Origin of the sequence: Streptomyces fumanus (assembly GCF_014655295.1) — a bacterium.
GTDB classification, from domain to species: Bacteria; Actinomycetota; Actinomycetes; order Streptomycetales; family Streptomycetaceae; genus Streptomyces; species Streptomyces fumanus.
In genome coordinates this window covers 477,558-490,607 of sequence record NZ_BNBI01000004.1, presented here as the reverse complement: position 1 = coordinate 490,607, position 13,050 = coordinate 477,558, and the positions used below count along the sequence as shown (strand labels likewise).

Annotated in this window: 8 protein-coding genes and 3 pseudogenes; 5 read left to right on the top strand and 6 right to left on the bottom strand. The window is 69.3% G+C overall.

All coding sequences use genetic code 11. The annotated features are described in order from the left end of the window. The first annotated feature begins 537 nt into the window (after positions 1-537). The 4 genes from IE316_RS11600 to IE316_RS11585 all read left to right on the top strand — a co-directional run bounded on the left by IE316_RS11600 (position 538) and on the right by IE316_RS11585 (position 5,208). Positions 538-1,458: an SAM-dependent methyltransferase gene (locus IE316_RS11600; protein ID WP_190204137.1), complete on the top strand. Its 921-nt coding sequence runs from the start codon at positions 538-540 to the stop codon at positions 1,456-1,458. Positions 1,459-1,524: 66 nt separating this feature from the next. Further along, the gene (locus tag IE316_RS11595; RefSeq protein WP_190204136.1) at positions 1,525-3,189 is read left to right on the top strand and encodes a prenyltransferase/squalene oxidase repeat-containing protein; all 1,665 of its coding nucleotides are present in this window, start codon (positions 1,525-1,527) and stop codon (positions 3,187-3,189) included. Beyond that, complete coding sequence (locus IE316_RS11590) at positions 3,186-4,352, top strand: terpene synthase family protein (RefSeq protein WP_190204135.1); 1,167 nt, start codon at positions 3,186-3,188, stop codon at positions 4,350-4,352. The genes IE316_RS11595 and IE316_RS11590 overlap by 4 nt, the downstream gene beginning before the upstream one ends. Before the next feature lie 580 nt (positions 4,353-4,932). After that, on the top strand, positions 4,933-5,208 hold the full coding sequence (locus IE316_RS11585) for a hypothetical protein (protein WP_190204134.1): 276 nt from the start codon (positions 4,933-4,935) through the stop codon (positions 5,206-5,208). Between the two features lie 658 nt (positions 5,209-5,866). Here the strand turns inward: IE316_RS11585 and IE316_RS11580 are convergent. The 5 genes and pseudogenes from IE316_RS11580 to IE316_RS36085 form a co-directional block, all read right to left on the bottom strand. After that, positions 5,867-6,671 (bottom strand): annotated as a pseudogene (locus IE316_RS11580) (IS5 family transposase); the annotation flags it as partial. A 27-nt stretch (positions 6,672-6,698) separates the two neighbouring features. Then, the gene (locus IE316_RS11575) at positions 6,699-6,956 is read right to left on the bottom strand and encodes a RacP protein (RefSeq protein WP_190204133.1); all 258 of its coding nucleotides are present in this window, start codon (positions 6,954-6,956) and stop codon (positions 6,699-6,701) included. Then, a pseudogene (locus IE316_RS35485) lies at positions 6,853-7,623 on the bottom strand (DUF6192 family protein). Before IE316_RS35485 ends, IE316_RS11575 begins: the two are co-directional and overlap by 104 nt. 161 nt (positions 7,624-7,784) lie before the next feature. Further along, positions 7,785-9,347, bottom strand: a complete 1,563-nt coding sequence (locus IE316_RS11565) for an NAD(P)/FAD-dependent oxidoreductase (protein ID WP_190204131.1) — start codon at positions 9,345-9,347, stop codon at positions 7,785-7,787. Between the two features lie 446 nt (positions 9,348-9,793). Next, positions 9,794-10,738: pseudogene (locus tag IE316_RS36085) on the bottom strand (transposase); the annotation flags it as partial. A gap of 152 nt (positions 10,739-10,890) precedes the next feature. Between IE316_RS36085 and IE316_RS11555 the strand changes: the two are divergent. Continuing rightward, the gene (locus IE316_RS11555) at positions 10,891-11,328 is read left to right on the top strand and encodes a glutaredoxin domain-containing protein (RefSeq protein ID WP_190204130.1); all 438 of its coding nucleotides are present in this window, start codon (positions 10,891-10,893) and stop codon (positions 11,326-11,328) included. Positions 11,329-12,291: 963 nt separating this feature from the next. On the opposite strand, the gene IE316_RS11550 is transcribed toward IE316_RS11555, so the two are convergent. Then, entirely contained in the window at positions 12,292-12,732 is a 441-nt protein-coding gene (locus IE316_RS11550) for a hypothetical protein (RefSeq protein WP_190204129.1), read from the bottom strand. Positions 12,733-13,050 lie beyond the last annotated feature (318 nt).

The window sequence follows — 13,050 nt, the reverse complement described above, 5'->3', positions numbered from 1 at the left end:
TGTCTCGGACGGTGCGGAGGGTGGGGGAAATCTGACGTGGCTCGGAATCGCCTGTTCGCACAGGAGGCCGGGAATGCGCCCTTTTGGCGGCTGATGGGTGTTTGTCAAGCTGGTGCAGCCCAGAGGGCAGAGCTGCTGCCCGGGCCGTGACGACCGGAGGGTGCCCGATGACTGTCTCCAGAGTCCGCGGGATCGGGCAGGCGCGCGGGCGACCGTGGGCACGGACGGTGACCGATGAGTGAAGGCCGGAGCTGGTGAGCGAGCCAGCACCGGAGGCTGCCGCGCATCATCTGTGGTGGGTTTTCGCCGGAGAGCGGAGAGGAGATGCGCCGGAAGGCCAGCCACCATCAAGACGTCTCCCGGCGTATCTCCAGCCTTCTCCTGGGGCGGCCGGACAGCCCCCTTACCGCCTCCCGCGCTGAAGATCCTGCGCCAGATCACCGACGCCGCCATCCAAGGAACCTCATGAACCGCATCCGCCCGGCGTGAAACAGCACACCGGACACCAGGCCGACACCCGCTGTGGAGGGAAGCGCCATGGACTTCGGCCGTTTTCTGCAAAGGACCCAGACCCGCGCGACGCGCACAGCGAGCTACGCGGAAATGGTGCCGGACTACTACACGATCGCCACGCCGCTGTACCGGGAATCGTGGTCCGATTCGTTTCATCTGCCTCCGTTCCAGGGGCAGGAAAGCGTCGCGGAGGCCACACAGCGGCTGGAACACCGACTGGCGGAGGAGGGCGGATTCCGCCCCGGCTGGAAGGTTCTGGATGTCGGATGCGGGATCGGCCGGCCCGCCCGCACGATCGCCGCCTGCTCGGGGGCACAGGTCACCGGTATCACCATCGCCGCGCCCCAGGTGGACATCGCACGCGAACTCACCGCACAACAGGGCCTGTCGGAGGCCGTGCGGTTCGTGCACGGAGACGCGATGGACATGCCCTTCGACGACGAGGAGTTCGACGCCGCCTACAACCTGCAGGCCATGTGCCACGCCCCGGACAAGGCCGCCGTGCACCGGGAAATCGCCCGGGTCCTCAAACCGGGCGGGGTGTTCCTGGGCAATGACTGGCTGTGCCGGGACGGCATCACCAGCGAGGACTACGCCCAGTACATCGAACCCATGTGCCGCACCTACGCACTGCCGAACCTGATCACCCTCGGAGAACTCGAGCACCACCTGGAGCAGGCAGGGCTGAGGGTGACGGCCATCGGCGAACTCGAAGGCACCTCCCGCAACTGGGACATCTTCGCCGCACGGGCCCAGGCACTGGCCAACCGCCCCACCCTCACCGCCGGCGAGGAATACGTACGCCAGTCCTGCGAAGCCCTGGCCAGGGCAGGCCGCGCGCGCTGGTTCGTCATCGGTTACTGGCACTCGGTCAAAGCCCCGCCCGCCCAGGCGACACACGGCGCACCGTCTGCCGACGGGCCTCCCCGCGGCAGTACCCCCTGAGCCAGGCGGTCACCGGCCACGACCGGGGCAGCGCCGTGGCCCACCCCCAGCCTCTGCCCCGCACGCGTGACCTGGCAGAACCCGGACACGCGCGCCCCCACCGCCTATGCGAAGAACGAAAGGGACGTGACGATGCAGGCCAGCCCGTTGCCGCTGAAGCCGATCGCTGAGATCCGCCGCTCGCACCGTCGTCTGACCGATCACCTGGCGACCATGGTCACCGCGGAGGGAGAAGTCTTCAGCCACTGCGAGAGCCGGGTCCTGGAATCGGCGCTGATGCTACGGCTGCTGGAAGCCGAGCGGACGGAACCCGCCGTGCAGGCCAGGATCCGAGGGTTCCTGGCCGGATCTCGGGCCACCGCGAGGCTCTCAGCGGTGGACCAGCTCCTGCTGGCCGCTGTGCTCGACCGGCGCCCACCGCTCGGGCCCGAGGTCGTCGACGGGCTGATGAACGGGTTCCATCACTTCACCGCCGCACGCAAACGCGTGCTGCTGCAGAGCATCCTCTACGCCGCCGAAGCGATCGACACAGTAGTCCTCCCGCAGGACTCGGCGCTGGAAGCACGGCAGTTCCAGTCCTGGAAACAGGTGGAGATGACTGCCGGCAAGTGCCTCATCCTGCACGGACTCGGGCACCCGGAGCGGGTGACCGAGGAGGAGCTGACCACCCTGGCCACGGCGGTCGGCACCGGCCGGCTCTGGGAAGGCAATCTGCTCGTCCACCTCATGGCCCTGCACGCGCTCCGCCGGTATCCCGGCTACCGACAGCACATCCGCAACGGTCTGCCCCCGCTACTGGCCGCCCAGCGGCCCGACGGCGGCTTCAGCCTGACCCCCGGCATCGAGTGCACCGGGTTCGGCGGCATGTCCCTGGTCGAAGCCGGAGTGGAGAGCGAACTGCAGGCGCGCATGGGCCGATGGCTGGTGTCCACGCAGACTCCCAGCGGCGGCTGGACCTACAACCCCCTGACCGAGCAGACCGACGTGGAGACCACCGCACTCTCACTGGAGACACTGCTGCGCATCGATCGGCACCGCTACGCCCACCACCTCACCCGGGGCTGCGCGTACCTGGAGTCGCTGCAGAACCCTGACGGCGGCTACCCGATCTACAATTACGGCAACCCCTCAGCCGTCGCGCAAACCGGTGAAGCGCTCAGTGTGCTCGCCCAGCACGACCCCGGCCGGTACGCCGCACGGATCACCCGGGGTGCCCGGTTCCTCATGGACAGCCAGCAGCGGGACGGGACCTTCGACGTGGACTGGCACCTCAGCGAGGCCGCCTCCATGATGCGCGCGGTGCACGCCCTCGAAGATGCGCTGGAGGCGCGCGTCCTGCCCGACCGCACCGCGCACGCGGCACGTAACGTCATCCAGCGCACCGTCAAGCGGCTCATCGACACCCGCCACCAGGACGGCGGGTGGGGCTACACCCCGACCGACATGAGCAACCCCGTCAGCACCGGCTTCGCCCTGACAGCCCTGGCCATGGCCGGCATCAGGACCGGACTGCACGAAGGCGCCTCCTACCTGTGCGCGCGGCAAGACCCCGACGGGAACATCCCCGCCTGTCTGGACGGCTCCTCACCACGCATGTTCCCCATCGAGGTCAAGAGTGTCACCGCCGCACTCATCCTCCGCGGCCTGACCCACGCCCTGCACTCCATCCAGGACACCGCGACCGGCACCCCCTCCACGACCGCGACCGCCTCGGCAAGGAGGCACCGGTGACCGGACGGACCACGCCCTCGCCGATCCGACTGGACATCCCACCGCTGTACATCCCCTACGCGACCACCCCGCACCCCGACTACGACATCCTCACCGCCCGGATCGGCACCTGGCTCGATGACCTCGGCCCCCGTCTCATCCCCCACCAGCGGTCCATGCTCACCGACTACAACCTGCCCGCGATGGCCTGCCTCGCCCTGCCCACCACATCCGGCAGCGACCGCTTCGCCCTCGCTGCGCAGAACGCGATCCTGCACGGGTACTTCGACATGCTGGTGCTGGAGGCCGACCCGGTCGCCGGCGACCTCATGCTGGCATCCGATGCGATCGCCCGAACCCTGCAGGCGATGGACGGCTCCGTCCCGCAGCGCCCGGCCGGCGAATCGGCAGAGGAACCGCCCTTCCTGGCGATGTGGACCGACCTCGCCCACCGTGTCCAAGCCTGTCTCGGGCCCCTGCTGTCCGCCCGCTGGGTCAACGCGCACCGCCACGGATGGCTCGGACACCTACGGCACACCGCCTATTCACTGGCGGGAGCCCAGCCGACCCTGGACCACTACGTGCTGATGCGCAGCGACAGCGCAGGCGGCCCCCTCATCCCTCTGCTGGTCGAAATGACACGGGAGCCCGATCTGTCCACACCGCTGCTGACCGTGCCCGAGCTGCGGGCCTTGTCCCAGGCAGCGACACTGCTCATCGGCTGGGACAACGACATCTTCTCGTACGCCCGCGAACACGCCCTGGGCCGGCCACCGCACCCGGACGAGGCCCCCCGGCGAGCGCCCGTCAACCTGGTCGATCTCCTGCTGCGTGAGCACCACTGCACCCTGCCCGAGGCGTTCGATCAGGCCGTGCGGCTCCGCGACCAGGTCATGTGCCTGTTCGTGCGGCTGAGCGAAAAGTACCTGCCCACCGCCCGAGACGACGTCCGCACCTACGTAGCCGATCTCGGCCAGATGATCCGCGGGTACGCCGAATACCTCCTCACACCCCACACCACCTACCACCGCAAGACCGACTCCATCGAACCAGACCAGGATCCCCACGCCCTGTCCTACACCTTCGGTCACGGCGGACTCACGGCCGAGCGCTCCGAACCCACCAACCACCAGCCGCTGCCCTACCCGTCCATCCGCTGGTGGTGGGATCTCCTGGACACGTGAGCCGCCCCGCTGCCTCATCCGGCGACTCCTCGCCCGCGAGCGGACGCGGCTCCCAACTGGCCGCACCGGAACAGGAGGTGCTGGCCGTGGCCGCCCGAGTCCGCGTCCACAGCGCGGGTCCGTACCACCCGCGCAGCGTCCGTACGGGGGCTCGCAGGTATCGACGATACTGCCGTTCACCGGCACGCAAGCGTTCCACGCGATACCCGCATCCTCATCACCGCAGGGATGACGCGGAGACCCGCTCGGCGAGGGCACTGACCATCACCGATCTCGAACTGGACTGCCCGGGGACCGTGCCGCTCCCCTGCCCCGCGCCGCGGCACCGGCGGCATCCAGGCTGGCTGCCGGCGACGACCGTACGGCTCTGCACGCGATCGTCTACGTGCTGCACACGGGTGTGCCCCGGACGGACACCCCGGGGGGTGCGGAGCAGCCCTGGCTTGGGGGTGATGGAGGCATATACGCGTGAGTATTCGTCAGGTCCGCAGTACGGTCGATCTCTCCGACGGAGCGTGTCTTCTGATTTAAGGCGTCCGCTACTCCAGGCGTACCAGTAATCGGGACAACGGAGTGTGTGATGAGCGGCAAGATCCGCAACGTGATGGCCCTGACGACGCTGAGCCTGGCGGCGGTGGCGGGGGCGTCCGGTGTCGCTTCTGCGGGCACCAGCGACAACAGCCACACGGTTCAGCCGAAGATCGACTGCCGCAGCAACAGCTACGGGGCCGCCGCCGTGCTGTCCCCGACCTACAACATCGGCCCCCAGGACAACAGCCACCGGCAGTGCGGCGTCGTGGATCAGGCCAACCACCCGTCCCCGACCACGGTCCTGGGCCTGCTCAACGTCACCTGATCAATCCCGGGCCGTCTGGCCAGCAACAATGTCTGAAAGGAACCTGATGCAACAGCTTCACCCCTCTCGTGAGACCGACCTCGCCCGCCGCAGCGGCACGTGGCTCGTACGGTTCGGCGTCCTGGGCGCCACCGGCCTCGCCGTCTGCCTCAGTACGGCTGCCGCTGCCCACGCCGAACCTGTCACCGACACTGTGGGAGAGCTCGGGCCGAAGATGGCGGCTTCGGCAGAATTCTTGCCCACTCTTGATTGAGTCCTCGAGAACTTCACCGACGCACACAGATTGGTGCCCCGCCGCTTCGGCATGGCGGGCCAGGTACTCATAGTCGCGGACCAGCCGCCCGCGCGTGCACCAGCGGTGGCGTTGGATCGGTTCCTCCCCGATCCAACGGCACCGCAAGTACCGGAAAGCGTGGCGCGTCCGGCCCTGCGCTCTGTGGGCGCTGTCATGGTGGCGGCCGGGCCGCACATGACGGTGGACGTGTGTGAGACCTGCTCGGATGAGTGCTGCACGCCGTCCTTCGTGCCGTCCGCTCGGCCTGTCCGGGCAGAGATGGCGTCCAGGTCGTCGGAGGCTTGGTCTGGTGTGGTTCGAGCGGCAGTTGCTCAGGCCGGTCGCAGTGCCTCTCCCGGCCGCGGATGGGCGGCCGGGGGGGTGCGGTGACCGTCGGGTGAGGCGGTGCAGCATGAGCCTGATGGCGGAGCGGGTGATCATGGCTTCGGGGTGGCGGGGCAGGCGTTCGTAGTCGCGGACCAGCCGCCGCGAGTGCATGATCCATGTCAGGCTGCGCTCCACGATCCAGCGGCGCGGCAGGAGCACGAAGCCGACCGCGTCCCTGGGGCGGTGCACGGTTTCGACCGTCAGGTGCAGGGCCGACTTCGCCCACGACACGAGGGTGCCGGCGTAGGCGGAGCCGGTCCACACGATGGTGATCTGCGGGTGCTGCGCGCGCAGCCGGACCAGGACTTCGCGTCCGGCGTCCCGGTCGCTGACATCGGCCGGGGTGACCATCACCGACAGGGGCAGGCCGCGCAGATCCACGGCGATGTGCCGTGTGCGGCCGTTGATCCTTTTGGCCGGGTTGTAGCCGCGGCTGTGGCGGCCGACGGTGTCGGCTCCCTTCACGCTCTGGGAGTCGACGATGGCGGCCACCGCGTGCGGTGGCCGGTGCAGGGCCCGTCGCACGTGGCGCCGCAGATGGTCGCGGACCTTCTCCCAGATCCCGGCGGCCGACCAGCGGGCGAAGAAGGCGTAGACGGTCTGAAACGGGGGGAAGTCGGCGGGCAGGGCCCGCCACTTGCAGCCCGAGTCCAGCACGTAGAACAGGGCGTCCACGATCTCGCGGCGCGGATGCTTATCCGGCCGGCCGCCGCGTGGCGTGCGGCAGGCCGACACCGGCAGCAGCGGGTTGATCAGCGCCCACTCGGCGTCCGGTGTCCGAGGGGTAGCACCGGCTCCGCATGGGTGCGTCCTTCCTTCCGGCCGTGGGTCAGGCGAGGAGGCTGAGGGTGGACTCGACCGAGTTGAGCTGAGCAATGATGTGCCGCACCCGTTCGTCGCCGGGGTGCAGGGCGGTGTACGGGGCGACGGTGCCGGTGATCAGACGGCGAACCGCGGTGAGCGTCTCGCGGATCACCGCCACCTCATACGCCTCCAGCTCCTCCCAGTCGGCGGTGAACTGGTAGCCGTCCGTGCGGGTGTGGATCAGCGCGGGCCAGCCGCGTTCGGCGATGACGTCGCGCAGCATCCCCAGCCCGGCGCGGACCTGGCTTGGGGTGAGGTTGGCGACGCAGCAGGCCCGTGGTCACCTGGGCGGCGATCCCCTCATCCCGGGTGAACTCCTCCACCACCCGGACCTTGTCCACCACGGGGACTTTGGTCGCCACCTGCGGGCGCCGCAGCAGATCCCCGGTCACCTGGGCAGCGACCTGGTCGTCCCGCGCCAGCGAGTGGATCGCGGTGACCTTCTGCTGCGGCGAGACGGGATTGTCCACCCGGCGGCCCATCCGCCGGTTGGCCTCGTCCGGCGTTCATCGCCCCCGGCCCGCGGGCGGCGTCCTGATCGCGGCTAACCGCTCCTGTCCGTCCTCGATCCCGCCCAGGATGCGGTGCACCGTCCAGGAGACCACTGGCTCCCGGTACTCCTTGGGCCACCGCGACGCCGTCCACCGCGCGTGCTTCACGGTGCTGAACGGCACCCCGATGTCCTCAGCCAGCCCCATCAGCGACTGCCGCACCGTGAACTGCGCATCGCCGGTATCACCGCCGCGCGAGCGTATCGGTTCCACCTCCAGCGCACAGTCCCCGATCCGGAACTGCCCCTTCGACTGCTGTGCGACCACTTCGCGCACCTCGGCCACGATCGCCTCATAGCGCTGCTGGGACACACTGCCGAGCACCCCTGCTGCGGACATGGCCGTCTCACCCACGACGGGCCAGAGCACGACACCTCCTGGCCGCGCACCAGGTCCGGTCCGCCCGTCACCTGTCGGCACGAGAAAGGGACGATCCCCTCGACCGGCGCGCTGGCGTCGGCCTGCCGATGACGGACCGCGCCACCGCCGTTGTGACACGCCTACTGGGCTGACGCGCCGTCCTGTTCGTGCGGGACGGCGTCCTGGCTGTCCTGGCTCCTCCACGGGCCGTGGTGGGCGCGAGCCGCATGCAGGTAGGTCTTCAGTGCGGTGACACCGTCGTCGGGGCAGTCGCTGGCTTTCGGTGTGAGGAACTGCGGGATGATGATCTCGGGTGCGAGGGCGACGGGCTCACCGAGCCGGTCGTGGAGTTCCTGGGTGCGCCTCTGGGCCCATTCCCGCAAGGGGGCCCCGCCGAAGTAGGCGACGGACAACCCCTGCTCGTACATCACGTCGTACATGTGCTCGGCGGCCTCGGCGGCGGCGTCCTCGGCGGGGACGGTCTGGATGGGCGGGCGTTCGGGGGCGAACCAGGTGAGGTCCGTGCCGGTGTCGTCCGGAGTGTCCAGGACGGTGGCGGCCAGGTGGCGGGCGATGGCCGGGGAGCAGTGGAAGCCGTCGCGGTAGGTGCCGGTGGCGAGGATCAGTCCGCGCAGCGAGCAGGTACCGATGAGGGGGAAGCAGTCCAGGGTGATGGGCCTGGCTCCCACCATCCAGCGCTGAATGTGGGAGAACCTCAGCTCGGGGTCGAACTGTTCGGCGACCTCGCGCATCAGGGCGTGGGTGGAACCGTACTCGGCGCCGCTGATGGGGTCGCAGGTGATCAGGTTGGTGGCGCCGACGTACTGTTCGCCGGGGGTGGCCTGGGGCACCAGGTGCAGACCGCAGGTAGCGGCGCGGTTGGGGGTGCGCAGTACGTGCTGGGCACCGGGGCCGGTCGTGCGGGTGCGTCTGACCACCAGGGACGCGCCGGTTCCGTGCAGCATCGGGGGGACGGCGCCGGGCGGCAGGATGTCGGCGGCCAGCCTGCCGGAGGCGGCTCCGGCGGAGAGTACGACGGTGCGGGTGGCCAGCGTGCTGCCGTCCTGGAGCAGTACTCCGTCGACGGCATCGCCGTCGGTCAGCACCGACCGGACCGTGTCCGGCACGGTCCGGATGCCGAGTGCGTCGGCTGCGGCCTCCAGCGCCGTCAGGTGGGCGCGAGCGTCCACGGAGCCCTCGCGCGGCAGGTGCAGCACCTGCCAGGGCCGCGCGTCCAGCGCGGGGGCGTACCCCTGGACGTCATGAGGGTCGACGAGATCGTGGGCTTCGCCGTGCTGGACCGCCGCGTCACGGATCGCCTGGAAGTTCTCCGCCGCGATCGTCCCTGATCTGCCGCTGATCACCACGAAGGTGCCCGGCCGGTGCGAGGCCCGTACGGCGGCGCCTGCCTCCGGACCGGCGTCCTGCTCCAGTTCCTTGAGCCACTGCGGCCACATGTCGAGGGCCTGCCGGGCCAGGGTGAAGCGGGCCACGGCGGCCGGGTGGCGGGCGGTGTAGCGGGTGACCTCGGCGAAGCAGTTGAGCATGGCACCGGCCGCGGCGGTGGCGGACATGGGCCGCTGCGGCGGACCCACCACGACGATCTGCGTCTCGGGTGCCCGGCGCGCGATCTCCACCGCCACGGACAGCCCGAGCACACCATTGCCCACGATCACGACATCAGCAGTACGAACTGCGGCCATCAGTGTCTCCTCTGCCGACAGAGGCTCCCGCACGGCCAGGCAGGGAGCCGAAACAGCGCGGACCACACCTGACCCGCGTCTCCACTGTCGGTCCCCGCCGGACACCGCGCACCGTGATACCGCCAGACGAGAAGCACGGCCTCCGGCGGCGGGCATGGCCGTGGCTGCCGGCGGACCGGCGAGCTGGATCGGCTGTCTGCGCGTACCCCTCGGAACGGGTGGCTGCCGCAGGACCGACCGCCCGGCCAACACCTCACCGATGCCGCCGCCCCGGCTTCCGCCGCCCGGCCCTGCTCTCCACTGGATCTGACTGACGGCGGCGGAAAGAGGCGACGCAGAGGTTCACCGGTCGGGATTCCGCCGCGAGTGTGGCGGGTGTGGTGCCAGGTGCGCTGCCAAACCGCCCGAAACGGTCCTTGGCCGCTGGCAGCAGGACACGGGCGGCGTCCCGGTCGGCGGTCGAGGCGTGCAGTGCGGGCTGCGCGCAGCTCCTGGCCGACCGGGGTCATCCCGCGTTGATGGGCGGAGCGGGCGGTCAGGTGGGGGTGGATGCGGGCCCAGGCCATCGCGCGGGCGGTGCCGTACCTGTCGGCGACTTGCACCGTGGCCGCGTCCGGCTCGCCCTGGGTCTCCGGCTTGGCGAAGCGGAACTCCTTGCCGTGCTCCGGCGGCCGACCGCCCTGAGGCGGGGAGATCCACGGAACCGGGACGGGCTTGCGCATCACCCGGTCCGTGCGCATCCGACCCAAGACTTTCACGGGCACGCCGGCCAGGAGGTGGGCCATGTGAGGGGTGTCGTAGCTGGCGTCGAAGACGATCAGGATGTCGCGGCCGGCCGGGGTGCCAGCGGCCCATCTCGATCAGATCTACGACCACCCGGCGGACCTGATCGGCGGTGACCTCGGCGACATCGTCTGCCTGGCTGAGACGCACGGTGTCCAGCAACTGGGACCAGACGTCCGGCCTTCCAGGGCAGCGACGAACCAGTACGGCCAGCCGGGCACGGACGGTCCTCGGACCAGTCCGTGCCCGGCTGGCCGTAGACATGGCAGAACAGGCAGTCGGCGCGAGTGGGAGCAACGGGGCGGGGCCAGTCGCTGACGTCGACCACGAGCACCAAGCGGCCGTCGGCGGCCTGCGGCATGGGCAGGACGGCCAGCACCTGTCGCAGGCGGGATACGTCGATGTTCCCCTTGTTCAGGGCGTCGTACATGGCGCCGTCTCCCCGCCGGTACTAAGCCGACAGTATTAGGCCCCCCTCACCGACCCGTCCGCATACGGCAGCGCATCCGTGAGGCCGACAGTTCATCCCCGCGAGCGGTCAGACAGTCGAGTAAGTGCTGCCGGAAGCGTGACGCTTTCGCGAACGCTTCCCCCCGGGGCGTGATCAGGCAGCAAACTCACCTTCACGGCTTTCGTCGTGGTCACGTGCATCCTTGGCCGGAGCACAGAATCAGACGAAGGCCGCCTCAGCGTCCGACGAACACCTAGGTGAGCGACCTAGTTCGAGGAGCATTTCGACTCATCGATAGCCTGCATCACCATGATGCGCACTTGGATCCTGCCCATAGTGCTTGTGCTCAGCGGCTCAGCCGTCGCGACTGGGCAGTTTCTTACGGGGAGCCCCCGCACAGCCGCAGCACTCCTGCTAGCTTTCCTGGCGTTCGCAGGCATGTACTCACCCATCATTTCCCCGAGGTCGATCGACGCGCGGGAGGCACAACACCGCAGCGCGGCCGACGGCCGACCGGTCGTCTTCTGGCGGTCGGGCTGCAAGTACTGCATCCGACTGCGCATCCGACTGGGCCGCAGCACCCGCCAGTTGCACTGGGCCAACATCTGGCGCGACCCGGCAGGAGCCGCAGTGCTGAGAGCAGCCAACGACGGCAACGAGACCGTGCCGACCGTCATCGTGGCGGGCCAGCCACACACCAACCCCGATCCCGGGTGGGTGCGCGAACAGCTCTTTCCTTCCGCGTGATCAAAAACGCGCCACACGGAGAGGCACCCCGCAGGTACAAGCGCACAGAGGTCAAAAGACAAGCTGAAGTACTGCGGCACTTGGGCGGCCGTCTGGCCGTACTCGTGGACGGAGAACTCGGACCGGACGCCCGCGCGCGGGTACCACGCACGTGGCGACGTGCCCCAAGTGCGAGGCCGAAGTCGACGCACACCGGCGCCTCAAGACGGTCTTCGCCAAGACCGCTCCGCCGCCCCCAGCCAGGCGCCCCTCGCGCTGCTGGAACTACTGGCGGCGAAGACCCATGGGGGTAGGCAGGGATCAAGCGTCGCGGCCCACCCGGAAGCCAGGAGCGGGACGCTGGGCATCCGTCGCGGCCAGGCTCGCCGGCGAACACCGCGCCGGACTGCACGATGCGCAGGCGCGGGGTGAGGTGGGCGAGAGATCGGTTGCCATGGCGTGCTGGGCGGGTGAGCCATCGACGGCGGTGACCTGGGCGGGCTAGTGGTGGACCGCCAGATGTGCCGCGTGCCGGGCTGCGCCGGCGCTGAGGTCGCCCACGCAGCAGCCGGTCAGGTCACCGAGGGCCTCAGGGCCGGGCCCCGGCGTCCTGGGTCCAACTCCAGTAGCAGGTATCGGGAAGGGCACGGTCACTGGTGGCACGGGCGCGGCGGTAGGGGTGTCAGAGGTCTGCGGTGCTGGTGGTCACTCGCCTCATCCTGGCGGCCGCAACCGGGCCGCGGACCGGTTCGCTGACATCTCACCCGGGCGTGCTCTCGGGCCCCAGCCGTGCGGCTGGCACCCGAGGAGCTCACTGTTGCGGGGCGGTCAGTGCGAGTCGTTGCCGGGGTGGCAGGGGCCGCAGTGCCGACGATCGCGAGATTTGGGCTTCTCCGCCACCACTCGGACGCGAGAAAGGGCCCGGCACAAGCACGCGCCGGGCCCTTCCCCTCAGTGTCCGTGACTACCTGCCGGAAGGCTGGCTTAGGATACGGTGCCACATCCGTCCACGATGCCGTCGTGGACATTGCAGACACGGAAGCGGACATCACGCACGTCGTTGAAGTCGACGAAGTAGTCGATCTCCCCGGGTCCTCCACCGTCTCCCCCCACCCAGGGGTCGGGGACCTGCCTCCAACTGATGGTCGTCCATGCTCCGTTCTGCCACTTCTTACCGGAGTACTGAAGGATCCCCTTGTCGATCCAGTTGCAGTCTTCGTACTGGATGACCTCGATAGATCCGTCGGTGTCGTATTTCGGGTAGCCCCCGGCCTGTCCGTCGGCCGTGTACTCGTACCAGCCGCCGGCCTCGTAACAGTCGCCGTAGCTGAAGCCCGCGACGGTGCTTGCCGCCCGCGCCTGCGCGGCGGTGGGAGTCAGTGCCAGCGCCATAGCTGACCCCGTAGCGGCGAGCAGGTACAGCATCCTCCGGCTCCTTCTCGTGACCGAAGCTGTGATCGTCCTGCGCATATGACTTCTCCTCGTCATCCCTCGGAAGGGGTAGGCGGACCGGGTGGAACGACTGTGCGTGGTCGGGCACGGAGGAACAACGGCAACCGGCTGTCCCGGACAGTCCCGCACTGTCCGGGCTGATCAGCGCCTTGTCCGGATGGGCTCCCGGACAGCGGGGACATGGTGGATTTCGTCAGTGCCCATGTGCCATGGCTGCATGGCCCTCACCGAATTCGTGGTCTCCAGCGACGCGAACTTCTCCGAGCGATGTACCTCGTTCGCTTCGGGCCC

Bases quoted from the DNA above. Each gene is read 5' to 3' on its own strand.
- IE316_RS11600 (WP_190204137.1), top strand. From the start codon at position 538: ATGGACTTCGGCCGTTTTCTGCAAAGGACCCAGACCCGCGCGACGCGC.
- IE316_RS11585 (WP_190204134.1), top strand. From the start codon at position 4,933: ATGAGCGGCAAGATCCGCAACGTGATGGCCCTGACGACGCTGAGCCTG.
- IE316_RS11575 (WP_190204133.1), bottom strand. From the start codon at position 6,956: ATGCTGCGCGACGTCATCGCCGAACGCGGCTGGCCCGCGCTGATCCAC.
- IE316_RS11565 (WP_190204131.1), bottom strand. From the start codon at position 9,347: ATGGCCGCAGTTCGTACTGCTGATGTCGTGATCGTGGGCAATGGTGTG.
- IE316_RS11555 (WP_190204130.1), top strand. From the start codon at position 10,891: ATGATGCGCACTTGGATCCTGCCCATAGTGCTTGTGCTCAGCGGCTCA.
- IE316_RS11550 (WP_190204129.1), bottom strand. From the start codon at position 12,732: ATGCTGTACCTGCTCGCCGCTACGGGGTCAGCTATGGCGCTGGCACTG.